Annotated in this window: 16 protein-coding genes; 7 read left to right on the forward strand and 9 right to left on the reverse strand. The window is 65.8% G+C overall.

Going from position 1 to position 13,676, the window contains the following annotated elements; translation table 11 throughout:
• Positions 1–13 precede the first annotated feature (13 nt).
• Both ACIP5Y_RS04185 and ACIP5Y_RS04190 read left to right on the forward strand, forming a co-directional pair.
• Positions 14–787, forward strand: coding sequence for an SDR family NAD(P)-dependent oxidoreductase (locus ACIP5Y_RS04185; protein ID WP_400347412.1), 774 nt, complete (start codon positions 14–16; stop codon positions 785–787).
• Positions 788–1,054: 267 nt separating this feature from the next.
• Positions 1,055–1,270, forward strand: coding sequence for a hypothetical protein (locus ACIP5Y_RS04190; protein ID WP_400347414.1), 216 nt, complete (start codon positions 1,055–1,057; stop codon positions 1,268–1,270).
• A gap of 73 nt (positions 1,271–1,343) precedes the next feature.
• Here the strand turns inward: ACIP5Y_RS04190 and ACIP5Y_RS04195 are convergent, their stop codons facing one another.
• A complete protein-coding gene (locus ACIP5Y_RS04195; RefSeq protein ID WP_400347416.1) occupies positions 1,344–2,090 on the reverse strand; it encodes a TetR/AcrR family transcriptional regulator in 747 nt (248 codons plus the stop codon).
• Positions 2,091–2,184: 94 nt separating this feature from the next.
• On the opposite strand from ACIP5Y_RS04195, the gene ACIP5Y_RS04200 reads away from it, so the two are divergent.
• Positions 2,185–2,889 carry a hypothetical protein gene (locus ACIP5Y_RS04200; RefSeq protein ID WP_400347417.1) on the forward strand — a complete coding sequence of 235 codons (705 nt, stop codon included), beginning with the start codon at positions 2,185–2,187 and terminating at the stop codon, positions 2,887–2,889.
• On the opposite strand, the gene ACIP5Y_RS04205 is transcribed toward ACIP5Y_RS04200, so the two are convergent.
• From ACIP5Y_RS04205 to ACIP5Y_RS04230, 6 genes are all read right to left on the reverse strand, one after another.
• Complete coding sequence (locus ACIP5Y_RS04205) at positions 2,817–3,233, reverse strand: Uma2 family endonuclease (protein ID WP_400347419.1); 417 nt, start codon at positions 3,231–3,233, stop codon at positions 2,817–2,819. The genes ACIP5Y_RS04200 and ACIP5Y_RS04205 overlap by 73 nt on opposite strands.
• Positions 3,169–3,363, reverse strand: a complete 195-nt coding sequence (locus ACIP5Y_RS04210; protein WP_400349204.1) for a hypothetical protein — start codon at positions 3,361–3,363, stop codon at positions 3,169–3,171. The genes ACIP5Y_RS04205 and ACIP5Y_RS04210 overlap by 65 nt, the downstream gene beginning before the upstream one ends.
• Entirely contained in the window at positions 3,364–3,714 is a 351-nt protein-coding gene (locus ACIP5Y_RS04215) for a DUF6247 family protein (RefSeq protein WP_400347420.1), read from the reverse strand. It abuts the gene before it with no gap.
• 94 nt (positions 3,715–3,808) lie between these two features.
• On the reverse strand, positions 3,809–4,810 hold the full coding sequence (ilvC, locus tag ACIP5Y_RS04220) for a ketol-acid reductoisomerase (protein WP_400349120.1): 1,002 nt from the start codon (positions 4,808–4,810) through the stop codon (positions 3,809–3,811).
• Positions 4,811–4,858: 48 nt separating this feature from the next.
• Positions 4,859–5,362 carry an acetolactate synthase small subunit gene (ilvN, locus tag ACIP5Y_RS04225; protein ID WP_397002879.1) on the reverse strand — a complete coding sequence of 168 codons (504 nt, stop codon included), beginning with the start codon at positions 5,360–5,362 and terminating at the stop codon, positions 4,859–4,861.
• The gene (locus ACIP5Y_RS04230; protein ID WP_400347422.1) at positions 5,359–7,308 is read right to left on the reverse strand and encodes an acetolactate synthase large subunit; all 1,950 of its coding nucleotides are present in this window, start codon (positions 7,306–7,308) and stop codon (positions 5,359–5,361) included. The genes ilvN and ACIP5Y_RS04230 overlap by 4 nt, the downstream gene beginning before the upstream one ends.
• Positions 7,309–7,681: 373 nt before the next feature.
• Here ACIP5Y_RS04230 and ACIP5Y_RS04235 point away from each other — a divergent pair, with 373 nt between their 5' ends.
• The 3 genes from ACIP5Y_RS04235 to ACIP5Y_RS04245 all read left to right on the forward strand — a co-directional run bounded on the left by ACIP5Y_RS04235 (position 7,682) and on the right by ACIP5Y_RS04245 (position 10,327).
• Positions 7,682–8,092, forward strand: a complete 411-nt coding sequence (locus ACIP5Y_RS04235) for a PH domain-containing protein (protein WP_400347424.1) — start codon at positions 7,682–7,684, stop codon at positions 8,090–8,092.
• A 78-nt stretch (positions 8,093–8,170) separates the two neighbouring features.
• On the forward strand, positions 8,171–10,012 hold the full coding sequence (gene ilvD / locus ACIP5Y_RS04240; RefSeq protein ID WP_400347426.1) for a dihydroxy-acid dehydratase: 1,842 nt from the start codon (positions 8,171–8,173) through the stop codon (positions 10,010–10,012).
• A gap of 15 nt (positions 10,013–10,027) precedes the next feature.
• On the forward strand, positions 10,028–10,327 hold the full coding sequence (locus ACIP5Y_RS04245) for a hypothetical protein (RefSeq protein ID WP_397002887.1): 300 nt from the start codon (positions 10,028–10,030) through the stop codon (positions 10,325–10,327).
• A gap of 143 nt (positions 10,328–10,470) precedes the next feature.
• Here ACIP5Y_RS04245 and ACIP5Y_RS04250 read toward each other — a convergent pair whose 3' ends face one another.
• Positions 10,471–11,376 (reverse strand): DoxX family protein, encoded by a 906-nt coding sequence (locus ACIP5Y_RS04250; protein ID WP_400347428.1) that lies wholly within the window; start codon positions 11,374–11,376, stop codon positions 10,471–10,473.
• A gap of 137 nt (positions 11,377–11,513) precedes the next feature.
• Here ACIP5Y_RS04250 and ACIP5Y_RS04255 point away from each other — a divergent pair, with 137 nt between their 5' ends.
• Positions 11,514–12,665 (forward strand): PQQ-dependent sugar dehydrogenase, encoded by a 1,152-nt coding sequence (locus ACIP5Y_RS04255; RefSeq protein ID WP_400347430.1) that lies wholly within the window; start codon positions 11,514–11,516, stop codon positions 12,663–12,665.
• A 103-nt stretch (positions 12,666–12,768) separates the two neighbouring features.
• Here the strand turns inward: ACIP5Y_RS04255 and ACIP5Y_RS04260 are convergent, their stop codons facing one another.
• Positions 12,769–13,590 carry a MerR family transcriptional regulator gene (locus tag ACIP5Y_RS04260; protein WP_400347432.1) on the reverse strand — a complete coding sequence of 274 codons (822 nt, stop codon included), beginning with the start codon at positions 13,588–13,590 and terminating at the stop codon, positions 12,769–12,771.
• Positions 13,591–13,676: the final 86 nt, after the last annotated feature.

The raw sequence follows: 13,676 nt of genomic DNA on the forward strand, positions 1-13,676 counted from the left end.
AGGAGAGATTGCAATGGAGCGTTTCACTGATCGCCGAGTACTGATCACCGGTGGTGGGTCGGGGATCGGGCGGGCCACTGTGCACCGGATCCTCGGTGAGGGTGGGCAGGTTGTGGCTGCTGATATCAATGCGGATGGGCTGGCGGAGACCGCTAAGCAGGCTGCTGCCAATGGGAACGGTGATCGGCTCAGCACCGTGGTGATCAATATTGGCGATGAGGCATCGGTCAAGGCCGGGGTTGCTCAGGCTGTCGAGAACCTTGGTGGCGGACTGGATGCACTGATCAACGCGGCCGGCATCCTTCGGTCTGCGCACACGCATGAGATGCCGCTGGAGGATTGGAATCGGATCATCACGACCAACCTCACGGGCACCTTCCTGATGATTCGGGAGGCGTTGCCGACGCTGCTTCAGTCGAACAAGAAGGTGATCGTGAACTTCGCGTCTACGTCTACCTTCTTTGCGCACCCGTACATGGCCGCCTACGCCGCGTCCAAGGGCGGGATCATGTCGATGACTCATGCGCTGGCTTCCGAGTACTCCAAGGAAGGGTTGCGGGTTGTCGCAGTTGCGCCGGGGTCCATTTCGAGTGATATGACCGATGGGCGGGGGCCGGGGATTCCGGAAGATGCTGATTTCACGCTGTTTTCGAAGTTGATTCCGGCTATTGGTCAAGGGTTTGCCTCGCCGGATACTGTCGCGGGGGTAGTGGCGATGCTGGCTTCGGATGATGGGGCGTTCATTACGGGGACCGAGATCCGGATCGATGGCGGGACGCACGCCTAGGATTCAGAGCCGACGCGTATAGCCGCATTACAACGGCCCTTCTGGGAGAGATCCTGCGGGGCCGTTGGCGCGCAACGGGTTTCGGCGGCGGACATTCCTGTGAATTCAGTGTATTTCCTGTGAATTCGATACCAGAATTCACAGCTGTTCAATTTTCGCGTTCCCGTGAATTGGGGCAGAGTGTCCTTCATGAAGTCTGGTTCTGTTCGACGGACGCTTGCGCGAGTGGCAGCGGCCGGTGCGATTTGTGCGATTCCCCTTGGGGCCGTGGCGGGTACCGCGTCGGCCGATGTTCCCCTGCAGCCGAGCCAGCCGGTGGCCGGCCAGCCCACCGCCAGCGATATCGACTGGTGGCACCACGACCACGATCGCGACCACTGGCGCGATCGCCACGACCACGACTGGCGTTGGCATCACGATAACGACTGGTGGAATCAGTACGTGCCGGACGGCGTGCCGGATGGCGCGTTCGGTAGCTCCTAAGCCGTAACCACAATCAGAGAACCGCAACGGCCCGCCGAGGAATCGGCGGGTCGTTGCGGTTTTCACGGGCACGCTAGCGGGGCAGTTGGGCTGCCACACCGTCCAGGATCAGGTCCAGGCCGAAGTCGAACTCCTCGTCACCGGGAGTTTCGGGGGTGGGGACCGCGTCGAACAGGCCCGAGGCGAAAAGGGCTGCGGCGTGCGGGAATCTGGCCGCATCGACCAGAAGGGACATGTCGGCCCGGTACGCGCGCAGGGCTTGGGATTCGTCGACATCCGCTGCGCTGCGGTGAGCTTCGAGCTGCTGCGTGGCCGCGACGGACTGGCGGACGAAGCTGTCCAGCAGAAATATCACGCCGAGCAGGGACGGCCAGTCCAGGCCCGTGTCGCGCAGTGTGCCCAGGCCGGCATCCATCCAGGCGATGGCGTTCGGACCGCGGGGCGGACCGCTGATCGGTAGTTGAGCCAGCCACGGATGGCGGAGGCAGACGGCGCGATGCGCCTCGGCCCAACGACGCAGGGCCGCACGCCAACCGGCCGCAGGGTCGAGATCCGCGGGCGGAGGACCTTGCGCCGCGTCGGCCATCAGGACGGTCAATTCGTCTTTGGACCCGATGTGCCGGTACAGGGACATCGGCGTGACGTTCAGGGCCGCGGCGATTTTCGGCAGGGAGGCCGCGCTCACGCCGCCGCTGTCGGCCAGTTCCACCGCCTTGTTCACCACTCGATCCACATCGAGTTCGGCGGGCCGCCCCAGCCGCGGGCCCGCGCGCAGGCGCCACAGTCGTACCAGATCGCCCGGCATCTCGGGGTCCGCCATGGCCCTGCACCACCTCCAAAAAATCCCCTGGCGGGAAACTTAGCATAGCGCTTATAGTATAAGCATTATACAAATAGAGAAGGTGTGAGACCCCATGGATACCAGCACAATCCGCCGCGCCACCGGCACCGCAGCCGCTCTCGGCGCAGTCTGCATACTGGTCGAACTGCCCCTGTACTTCGTCTACTCCGGTCCCCCACCGGCCTCGAACGTCCTGACGCGTAGCCTGTTCGGCCTCGCCGGACTCGCTTGCCTGGTCGTGTTCATGACCTTGTTCGGGCAGCTGGTGAAACGCATCGACCCCGAGCAGGAATGGATCGGCGCCCTCGCCTCGAAGACCGGATCCCTCTGGATCACAATGCTGTTCGTCGGCACCGGCCTCGAAGCCGGCGCGGTCATCCAATCCACCACCGCCATCGACCCGACGATCACGGTGTCCGGCACCTACATCATCTACGGCTCCATCGCCCGCCTACTCGAGGGAATGTTCCTCGTGGCCTTCGGCTTCGCGGTCCGCCACACCGGCCTGCTCCCCAAGTGGTCGGCCACCTCCGCCTGGATCCTGGCCGCAATCAACTTCGCCTTCATCCCCTCGATCTTCTTCGGGAACACCCCCGCGAACTTCTACGCCGCCAACGGCTTGGGCACCACCGCCACCATGGGCGGCCTCACCATGCTGTGGTTCCTCATCATCGGACTCACCTTGGCGCGTAAGAACGCCGGTCCCTATGGCGAATCCAATGACTCGAAGGTGACAGCCAAGGTCACCGGAGTATCGAGTACCAGAGCTGTGCGATGAACTCGGTGCGGCACGTAGCAGGATCCTGACCAGTCCAAGCGATACTCCTCGACACGGTCGATACCCTCCCACGTCCGATCGAACTGCACGATCAGGTAGGCAGGAATCCCTGCATGCGCGTACAGCACTCGTTTGATGCCGGAGTCCATGTCGACCGTGTCTTCGGAGGCCACCTCCGCGATCAGCTGAATTCGCGTATGTACCAGGTCGGATCGATCGTACTCACTGTCATACACAACGACGTCCGAGTGAACGACATTCTGTAGGCCGTCGAGATGATCAGGCGCTGGAAAGCGCACGACCACATCGGAATCCACTGCCAAACGCAGCGTCGAGATTGGCATCGTTGATCGAGTCGCCGTCCCATGGAGCGACTTCCAGGACAACCATGGCCTCGGCGAAATCGACCAACGCCGCTGTGGGCAAAGCCTGGACTTGTTCTTTGGCTTCGCCGTACGTCTTGACGCTGCACACCTAGCGTCGATTCAGTTTGTCGCTGATCATCGTGCGGATCTCGTCGGCGGACATACCACTCGGGTCCTCCGGCTCGCCTGCTGCTGCCCGGGCGACTGCTTGCTCAGCCTTCGCCATCATCCGGTAGTAGCTGCCTGGATCGGCCAGTTCCGCTGCGGCCATGATTCGCCAGCGCGCCAGAAAACGATGGACGACCGTCACGTCTTGATTGCTCTTGGCGCGGTCCATCATCGCGTTCCAGTTGCGATCGAACTCAGCTGCGACATCCGATGGCAGACACGCACGAATTGCGCTCGGCTCGGCGTCCGGCACGTAGGGCCGGGGTCCGGGCACTGCTGCGGAGGAGGTCACCAGGCCATCGTAGTCCGTGGGCAGGACAACCTCCTCGAATACAAGCGACCCGCCGGGCCGACAGGCCCGGCGGGTCGCTGAAACCCGGGAAACCTCAGGCGGTTTCGGTGATCGGGCGGTCGACCCAGCTCATCAGGCCGCGGAGCTTGGCGCCGGTGACCTCGATGGGGTGCTCGGCGTTGGCCTTACGCAGACCCTCGAGTTCCTTGTTGCCGCCCTCGACGTTGGCGACCAGGCGCTTGACGAAGGTGCCGTCCTGGATGTCCTTGAGGATGTCCTGCATGCGCTTCTTGGTGCCGGCGTCGATGACGCGCGGGCCCGACAGGTAGCCACCGAACTCGGCGGTGTCGGACACCGAGTAGTTCATGCGGGCGATGCCGCCCTCGTACATCAGGTCGACGATCAGCTTGAGCTCGTGCAGGACCTCGAAGTAGGCCATCTCGGGGGCGTAGCCCGCCTCGACCATGACCTCGAAACCGGTCTTGACCAGTTCCTCGGTGCCGCCGCACAGCACGGCCTGCTCACCGAAGAGGTCGGTCTCGGTCTCTTCCTTGAAGGTGGTCTTGATGACGCCGGCGCGGGTGCCGCCGATGCCCTTCGCGTAGGAGAGGGCCAGGGCCTGGCCGTTGCCGGTCGGGTCCTGATCGATCGCGATCAGGGCCGGGACGCCCTTGCCGTCGACGAACTGACGACGCACCAGGTGGCCGGGGCCCTTGGGGGCGACCATGCCGACGGTGACGTTGGCCGGGGCCTTGATCAGGCCGAAGTGGATGTTGAGGCCGTGGCCGAAGAACAGCGCGTCGCCGTCCTTCAGGTTCGGCTCGATGTCGTTGGTGAAGATCGACGCCTGCGCGGTGTCGGGAGCCAGCACCATGATGACGTCGGCCCACTCCGACACCTCGGCGGGAGTGCCGACGGTGAGACCGGCCTCTTCGGCCTTGGCGCGCGACTTCGAACCTTCCTTGAGGCCGATGCGCACGTCGACGCCCGAGTCGCGCAGGCTCAGCGAGTGCGCGTGGCCCTGGCTGCCGTAGCCGATCACAGCGACCTTGCGGCCCTGGATGATCGACAGATCGGCGTCATCGTCGTAGAACATCTCGACTGCCACTGTTATTGGTTCCCTTCTGGATTCGTTTATCTGTGTTTAGCGGGTTGCCGTGATCGACTTCGGTCCGCGGCCGACGGCCACGACACCGGACTGGACGATCTCCCGGATCCCGTAGGGCTCCAGCATGCGCAGCAGCGCATCGAGCTTCGAGCGGGTGCCTGTCGCCTCCACCGTGAGGGCGTCCGGCGACACGTCGATGACCTTAGCGCGGAACAAGTTAACGGATTCTATGACTTGCGTCCGGACGCTCGCGTCGGCGCGCACTTTGACCAGGATCAGCTCGCGGGCCACGGAGGCGTCCGCGTCCTGCTCGACGATCTTGATGACATTGACCAGCTTGTTGAGCTGCTTGGTGACCTGCTCGAGCGGCAGATCCTCGACCGTCACCACGATGGTCATGCGGGAGATCTCCGGGATCTCGGTGCCGCCGACCGCGAGCGACTCGATATTGAAGCCGCGGCGGGAGAACAGCGACGCCACGCGCGCCAGCACGCCCGGCTTGTCCTCCACCAGCACGGAGAGGGTGTGGGTGGTGCTCATTCCTGGGTCCCCTTCTCGGCGGCACGCTCGTGCGCGGACACCGACGCCTGCTCGTGCGACATGGCTTCGTGGATCACGGCCGGCTCGGAGATCGACTCGTCGTCGTCGAACAGCGGGCGGATGCCACGCGCGGCCATGATCTCGTCGTTGGAGGTGCCGGCGGCGACCATCGGCCACACCTGCGCGTCCTTGCCGACGATGAAATCGATCACCACGGGACGGTCGTTGATGGACTGCGCCTCGCGGATCGCGGCCTCCACGTCCTCTTCCTTCTCGACGCGAATTCCGTGGCAGCCCAAGGCTTCCGCGAGCTTCACGAAGTCCGGGATGCGCAGGGTGTGCGTGCCCAGATCGGTGTTGGAGTAGCGCTTCTCGTAGAAGAGCGTCTGCCACTGGCGAACCATGCCCAGGTTGCCGTTGTTGATCAGCGCGACCTTGATCGGCACGCCCTCGACGGCGCAGGTGGCCAGTTCCTGATTGGTCATCTGGAAGCAGCCGTCACCGTCGATGGCCCAGACCTCACGGTCCGGCATGCCCATCTTGGCGCCCATGGCGGCCGGCACCGAGTAACCCATGGTGCCCAGACCACCGGAATTCAGCCAGGTGCGCGGCTTCTCGTACTTGATGAACTGCGCGGCCCACATCTGGTGCTGGCCGACGCCCGCACAGTAGATGGCGTCCGGACCTGCCATCTGGCCCAGCTTCTCGATCACGAACTCCGGCGACAGCGAACCGTCGGACGGGGTCTTCCAGCCCAGCGGGTAGCTGTCGCGGACCCCGCTCAGGTACTTCCACCAGTCGGTGAGCTCCAGCAGCGGCGCCTTGCCCGCGGCCGGGTCGGCCTTCAGGGTCTCGATCAGCTCGGTGATGACCTCGCGGCAGTCACCGACGATCGGCACATCCGCGTGGCGGTTCTTGCCGATCTCGGCCGGGTCGATATCGGCGTGGATCACCTTGGCGTTCGGCGCGAACGAGTCCAGCTGACCCGTGACGCGGTCGTCGAAACGCGCGCCGAGGGTGATCAGCAGATCCGAACGCTGCAGTGCCGCAACGGCTCCCACGGTGCCGTGCATGCCCGGCATACCCATGTTGAGGGTGTGCGTGTCGGGGAACGCGCCGCGCGCCATCAGGGTGGTGACCACCGGGATGCCGGTCAGCTCGGCCAGTTCCAGCAGTTCCGGGGACGCGTCGGCCTTGATGACGCCGCCGCCGACGTAGAGCACGGGGGCCTTGGCCTCCATGATCATGCGGGCGGCCTCGCGCACCTGCTTACCGTGCGGCTTGGTGACCGGACGGTATCCGGGCAGCCGCATCTCCGGCGGCCAGGAGAAGGTGGTCTGCGCCTGCAGGACGTCCTTCGGGATGTCGACCAGCACCGCGCCCGGTCGGCCGGTGGCGGCCAGGTGGAATGCCTCGGCGATCATCCGCGGGATGTCGATCGGGTCGGTGACCAGGAAGTTGTGCTTGGTGCACGCCATGGTGATGCCGGAGATGTCGGCTTCCTGGAAGGCATCCGTGCCGATCAGCGAACGGCCGACCTGGCCGGTGATCGCCACCAGCGGCACCGAGTCCATCTGCGCGTCCGCGATCGGGGTCACCAGGTTGGTCGCGCCCGGGCCGGAGGTCGCCATGCAGACGCCGACCTTGCCGGTGGCCTGCGCGTATCCGGTGGCGGCGTGCCCGGCGCCCTGCTCGTGACGCACCAACACGTGGCGCACCTTGGTGGAGTCGAACAGCGGGTCGTAGACGGGAAGAATCGCACCGCCCGGAATACCGAATACCGTGTCGACGCCGAGCTCCTCGAGCGAGCGGACAACAGACTGCGCGCCGGTGACCCGCTCGGGCGGGACCTGACGTCGATTCGGGGCGGCCGGAGCCGCGGTCGGCTGGGCCGAGGGCGCGGGCCTGCGGGCCGAAGGCCCGGGCCGGGCGGTAGGTGCGCTCACCGTCTTGGTTCCTTACTGCTTGTCGTTCCAGTCCAAGGGGACTTGCCTGAACACAAAAAAGCCCTCGACAGCATGGCTGTTCGAGGGTGGCGCGTCGCAGCTGCGAGCTGACGTAATTGACCTACAGTCGTCGGCTCAGCGCTGGACGCGCCGGCCGATTACGAGCAACTCGATTCGATTCACGCGCACGACGGTATGCGTGCGTGAGTCGTTCAGTCAAACACTTGACCTATTGGGTCCCATTATGTGAGACAGTGCGGTTGTTCGGGTTCGTTCACCGTGATGCAAGGATATGGGTGTGTCCTCACAGCATCAGTCCGTGCCACCTGCTGAATCTTCCCATACCGCCGAGACCGGATCGGACACGGGTCGCGTGATCCGCCTTCCCCGGCTCGCCCATGTGGGGGTGTTCATGCTGCTTTTCTGCGTGGCCTTCCCATTCTTCGGGTGGCCCGCGGTGCTGTGGATCCTGTTCGCGATCCCGCTCGCGGTGGCGGTGTGGATCGAACGGACGCGAACCACGGTGTCGGAGTCGGGAATCGATACCCGGACCATGTTCGGCGGACGGCATATCGACTGGTCAGAGGTGCAGGGACTGAAGATCCCGAAGCGCGGATTCCTGCGGGTGCACCTCACCGATGAGAGCGATGTGACCTTGCCCGCAGTCGGATACGACCGATTGCGTGATCTCGTCGCAGCATCCGGCGGGCGAATTCCCGATCCGTTCGCCGAACCCGAGGACGACGAGGAACCGGAAGACGACCGGGAATCCGTCGAGGACTAACGTTGTAGGTCCATCGAAAGTATTCGGTGCAGTCGCTTTAAACAGCCCACTGCGACGAGAATCCGAGGACCTATAGCCATGCCACCGCTTCGTTCACGCACCACCACCGCAGGCCGCAATGCCGCGGGCGCTCGCGCCCTCTGGCGCGCCACCGGTCTCACCGACTCCGACTTCGGCAAGCCGATTGTCGCCATTGCGAACTCCTACACCCAGTTCGTCCCCGGCCACGTGCACCTGAAGGACGTCGGCGAAATCGTGGCCGAGGCGGTACGGGCGGCCGGTGGGGTGCCGCGCGAATTCCACACCATCGCGGTGGACGACGGTATCGCCATGGGTCACGGCGGCATGCTGTACTCGCTGCCGTCGCGCGAGATCATCGCGGACTCCGTGGAGTACATGGCCAATGCGCACACCGCCGACGCGCTGGTCTGTATCTCCAACTGCGACAAGATCACTCCCGGCATGCTGAACGCCGCCATGCGGTTGAACATCCCGGCCGTGTTCGTCTCGGGCGGACCGATGGAGGCCGGTAAGGCCGTCGTGGTGGGCGGTGTGGCGCAGGCGCCGACCGACCTCATCACCGCCATCTCCGCGTCCGCCTCGCCGAACGTGACCGATGACGGGCTCTCCGAGGTCGAGCGGTCCGCCTGCCCGACCTGCGGTTCCTGCTCCGGCATGTTCACCGCCAACTCCATGAACTGCCTCACCGAGGCGCTGGGCCTGGCGCTGCCGGGCAATGGCTCCACGCTGGCCACGCACGCCGCGCGCCGCGCGCTGTTCCAGAACGCCGGCCGGGTGATCGTGGATATCGCCAACCGCTGGTACCGCGACGACGACGCCTCCGTGCTGCCGCGGAACGTGGCCAATGCCAAGGCCTTCCGCAATGCCATGGCCCTCGATGTGGCCATGGGCGGATCCACCAACACCGTGCTGCACACCCTCGCCGCCGCGCAGGAGGGTGAGATCGAATTCGATCTGCAGACCATCGACGAGATCTCGCGTCGCGTGCCCTGCCTGTCCAAGGTGTCGCCGAACTCCGACTACCACATGGAGGACGTGCACCGGGCCGGCGGCATTCCGGCCATCCTCGGCGAGCTGCGCCGCGGCGGGCTGCTGGAAACCGACGTGACCACGGTCCACACCGCCTCGTTCGACGAGTGGCTGGACACCTGGGACATCCGCAGCGGCAAGGCTTCTGACGAAGCCATCGAGCTGTTCCACGCCGCGCCGGGCGGGGTGCGCACCACGGTGCCGTTCTCCACCGAGAACCGCTGGTCGTCGCTGGACACCGACGCCGAGGGCGGCTGCATCCGCGACATGGCACACGCCTACACCGTCGAGGGCGGGCTGTGCGTGCTGCGCGGCAATATCGCACCGGACGGCGCGATCCTCAAGACCGCGGGCATCGATGAGGAGCTGTTCACCTTCGAGGGACCGGCCGTCGTGGTCGAGTCGCAGGAGGACGCGGTGTCGAAGATCCTCGCCAAGGAGATCCAGCCGGGCGATGTGGTCGTGGTTCGCTACGAAGGTCCCAAGGGTGGGCCGGGCATGCAGGAAATGCTGCATCCCACCTCCTTCCTGAAGGGCGTCGGACTCGGCAAGGTGTGCGCGCTCATCACCGACGGACGCTTCTCCGGTGGTACATCGGGCCTGTCCATCGGGCATATGTCGCCCGAGGCCGCGGCCGGTGGCGCCATCGGTCTCATCGAGAACGGCGACCGGATCAAGATCGACGTGCACACGCGTGCCCTCGAATTGCTGGTCCCCGATGAGGTTCTCGCGGAGCGACGCGCCAAAATGGAGGCGTCCGAACGGCCTTGGCAGCCGGTGCAACGCGATCGGCCCGTCACCACGGCGCTGCGCGCGTACGCCGCACTGGCTACCTCGGCAGACAAGGGTGCAGTCCGGCGCGTGCCGTAGGAGGAATGCAGGGGCATGACAATCGAATACATCGGTAAGGCCGACACCATGCTGGCCGAGTACTCGGCGATGCTGGAACGTTGCGACGCCCGCAACGCCCAGGCCCGGGTGCTACTCGCCGAGGCGGAGGAGCTAGCCGGGGAGTCGCGTGAACTGGCCTCCACGGAGTTCATGGCGACGCCCGACGAGGCTTTGCGGATCGACGCACATCGCGCGTTCCTGCACGACCAGATCGATGCCAAGTCCGGACAGGTGATGCGATTGCACCAGGAAACGTTCGAGGAATGGCAGCGGTTCACCACGACCCAGTGGTGAGGGCGGGTTCGCGGGGGCAAGCCCCCGCGAACCCCTGAAGGGGGGAAGGGATTTCGGGGGCTTCCCCCGAACCCCCTTCCAGGGGAATACGAAACGGCCGGGATGATCTTGGATCATCCCGGCCGGTTTGTGTTCGGGGACAGCTATTTCCAGGGGCCGATGCCGTGCAGTGGATTGCCGCCGTGCAGCCAGAACCAGGTGCCTATGGCTGCGGCGATTGCCGCTATCAGGGCGGCGAAGGAACCGAGGAACGGACGAGTCGCCCAGCCGCGGTTGCGGTCGAAGGAGAGGCGGCCGGGGCCGGTCAAGATGATGACGGCCGCGGTGCCCGCGAGGATGGATTCCAGTTCTACGTTCTTGTACTGGAATCCGGTAGCGGCGGCCTCTTTCCACATCCAGGCGTCCAGGATCACCGCGACGAGTGCGCCCGCGGCGAGCGGAGTGGCCAGGCCGAGGACGACCAGGATGCCGCCGCCGAGTTCGCCCGCAATCAACATGGGCGCGGCTAGGTTCACTTCCTTCCAGCCGCCGTGCTCCATGGCGGTTTTGATGCCGTCGAAGCCGGGGCCGTGGAACCAGCCGAAGGCCTTCTGCAGGCCGTGATAGATGAAGGTGCCGCCGACCACCAAGCGCAGCAACAGGAGTCCGAAGTCCAGCGTGCCGCGGCGGTCGTCGCGGCGGCGCAGCTTGGTGGTCGGTTCCGTGGAGCCCGTGGGAGCGGGCGGGATGCTGGCGAAGGAATAGGTCGGCGACGGTTCGGCCGTATTGCTGTTGGCGGCGCCGGGGATGGAGTTCTTCAGCTCCGAGTAGAGCGGGACCTCGGGGTCGAGGCCGAGCTCCTCATCGGTGCGCGGCAGTTTCTCGGTGACCTTGTCGCCGGTGGCGGCGAACTGTTCGGTCGGCGAATCGAAGGGACTGCGGACCGGTTCACCTACCGGCCGCGGGAATGCGGGCGCCGCAGCGGACGGCTCGGTGACCGCAGCGGCGATCTGATCGAGCGCCGGGCTGCCCGGCACGCCGGCTGACGGCTCGTTCGGCTTCTCTGTCACGCCGGTCAGAGTATGCGCCCGAAGCACCGGACACACGACAGTTACCGGGCGTGTCCGATGTCCGATTCAGGCCGCCTCGACATAATGAGTCACCCCCGTCCGCGCATGGGCGGCAGGTTTTCCGTAACGTCTGGAGCATGAGTTTGGTTGCCGCGGGCCGGGTCGGGGTGGGCGCACGGAAAATCGTGCTGGGCGTGACGCTCGGCGCCGTGCTGCTGTCCTCCGGCTGCGCGAGCTTCGACGATCGCGCCTCCAGCAAGTTCACCGCCGAACCGACCTGGACGGACGCCGATCAGGGCACCAGCACTCCGAAGGCCCCGCCCAGCGCGGCCAAGCGCCCGGACCTGCCGTGCGTGGATCCCGATCCGCTGGTGGTGGTCTCGTGCCTGGACACCACGGGCGGCATCGTCGCCCTGCCCGACGGGACCGCGCTGGTGGCCGAACGCACCACGGGCCGAATTCTGAAGGTGGTGGCCACCGACCAGGGGGTACCGCCCGCGCCGGTGGAAGTCGCCAAGCTGGATGTGGATCCGACGGGGGACGGCGGTATCACCGCGCTGACCCTGTCCCCCAGTTTCGGTGAGGACGGGCTGATCTACGCGTACATCACCACCGCGAGCGATAACCGCGTGGTGCGGATCAATACCGAGGGCGGCGGGGACCCGAAACCGATTCTCACCGGAATTCCCAAGGGCACCACCGGTAATCGCGGATCGATCGACTTCCACACGCCGGATCGGATGCTGGTGCTGACCGGTGACGCGGGCAATCCGTCGGCGGCCGCCGATGTGAGTTCACTGGCGGGCAAACTGCTCGGCATCAATTCGCCGGCGCCCGGGTCCACCGCCGACGTCATGATCTCCGGGATCGGCGTCGCGGGCGGGGTGTGCTCGGACCACAAGGACACCATCTGGATCACCGACCGCACGGCGACCGAGGATCGTTTGCAGCGCGTCGGCCCCGACGGGGTGGCGCAGACGGCGTGGACCTGGCCCGATCATCCGGGTGTGGCCGGTTGTGCCGCGGCGACCGATGCGGTGGCGATCTCGCTGACCAATCAGAAGGCGCTGGCGCTCGCCACCGCGGACAAGGACACGCATGCGGTCACGGCGGCGCCCTCGCTGATCGCGCAGGACAAGTACGGGCGGCTCGACGGCGCGACCATCGGCGGCGACGGCATGATCTGGGTGGCGACGGTCAACAAGCCGGACGGCAATCCCAATCAGTACGACGACCGGGTCGTTCGCATTCCGATCAACGACGGTAAGGGCGGCGGCACCCGCGACTGATCGCGCCACGCACTGCCGCCTGACCACTCCACACAGTGCCGCCTGACCACTCCACACAGTGCGGCGCACGGCTTTTGCCGTGCGCCGCACTGCCTTTCAGGGATCAGACGGCCTGACGCTGTACAGGGAGCTGGATTTCGACGACCCACTGATCGGAGGCGGGATCCTCCGAGCTGACGAGGTAGAACTCGCGGATGGGATCGGTTGCGGTGTAACCGTTCTCGTCCGCCCAGCGGCCGACGGCGTCGCAGGCGGGCGGGAGATCGCACAGCAGTCCACGGTGCACCAGGGTGGCGGCCTCGCCGGCGGGCAACTCCAGCAGGTCCAGGGTGCCCGCGATCGGGGTGCCCGCGACCTGATGGGCGACGTGCACGCGCAGCCCTTCGTCGATGACCTCGTAGTAGACGAGCGACGGGCCCGCGATGGTGAGGCCCGCCTCCGGGATGAGCTTGCCGAGCCGTTCGTACAGGCGGCCGATGATCGGGCCCAGGACGGCATCGCCGTTCTCCGGCGCGATATCGGTGAGTTCGGCCAGCACCAGGGCCGGGACGGTCTTGACGACGATTTCGTTCTCGGGCATCTGCCCCTCGCTTTCGATACGCCGGAGCCTCGCCTCCACGCCCGCCAGCCGCACGGTGTCGGCGGCGACCTGGTTGGCCAGCTGAGCACGCCGCAACTGCAACATCCCGCGCAACTGATCCGCGGTCAGCCGGCCGTCGAGCAGATCCGCCACCTGTTGCAAGGTGAACCCCAGATCCTTGAGCGCGACGATCCGATTGAGCCGAGCCAGCTGACCGGCCGCGTAAAACCGATACCCGGTCGACGGATCGACCTGCATCGGCGTCAGCAGACCGATCTCGTCGTAATGCCGCAGCATTCGCACCGATACCCGGCCGAACCTGGCGAAGTCTCCGATACTGAACATGACTCCTCCAGGTCTATGGCCTCACACCGTGTGAGGGTCAACCCTATGATCGCGCGCCGCACGCGGAGGGGAGCGGGCCACGGCCC

Source organism: Nocardia sp. NPDC088792, assembly GCF_044750615.1.
Classification (GTDB): domain Bacteria; phylum Actinomycetota; class Actinomycetes; order Mycobacteriales; family Mycobacteriaceae; genus Nocardia.

What these genes read in the sequence shown, in the direction of transcription:
- ACIP5Y_RS04185 (WP_400347412.1), top strand. Translation starts at nt 14, where the DNA reads ATGGAGCGTTTCACTGATCGCCGAGTACTGATCACCGGTGGTGGGTCG.
- ACIP5Y_RS04195 (WP_400347416.1), bottom strand. Translation starts at nt 2,090, where the DNA reads ATGGCGGACCCCGAGATGCCGGGCGATCTGGTACGACTGTGGCGCCTG.
- ACIP5Y_RS04200 (WP_400347417.1), top strand. Translation starts at nt 2,185, where the DNA reads ATGGATACCAGCACAATCCGCCGCGCCACCGGCACCGCAGCCGCTCTC.
- ACIP5Y_RS04205 (WP_400347419.1), bottom strand. Translation starts at nt 3,233, where the DNA reads ATGCCAATCTCGACGCTGCGTTTGGCAGTGGATTCCGATGTGGTCGTG.
- ilvC (WP_400349120.1), bottom strand. Translation starts at nt 4,810, where the DNA reads ATGTTCTACGACGATGACGCCGATCTGTCGATCATCCAGGGCCGCAAG.
- ilvN (WP_397002879.1), bottom strand. Translation starts at nt 5,362, where the DNA reads ATGAGCACCACCCACACCCTCTCCGTGCTGGTGGAGGACAAGCCGGGC.
- ilvD (WP_400347426.1), top strand. Translation starts at nt 8,171, where the DNA reads ATGCCACCGCTTCGTTCACGCACCACCACCGCAGGCCGCAATGCCGCG.
- ACIP5Y_RS04245 (WP_397002887.1), top strand. Translation starts at nt 10,028, where the DNA reads ATGACAATCGAATACATCGGTAAGGCCGACACCATGCTGGCCGAGTAC.
- ACIP5Y_RS04255 (WP_400347430.1), top strand. Translation starts at nt 11,514, where the DNA reads ATGAGTTTGGTTGCCGCGGGCCGGGTCGGGGTGGGCGCACGGAAAATC.
- ACIP5Y_RS04260 (WP_400347432.1), bottom strand. Translation starts at nt 13,590, where the DNA reads ATGTTCAGTATCGGAGACTTCGCCAGGTTCGGCCGGGTATCGGTGCGA.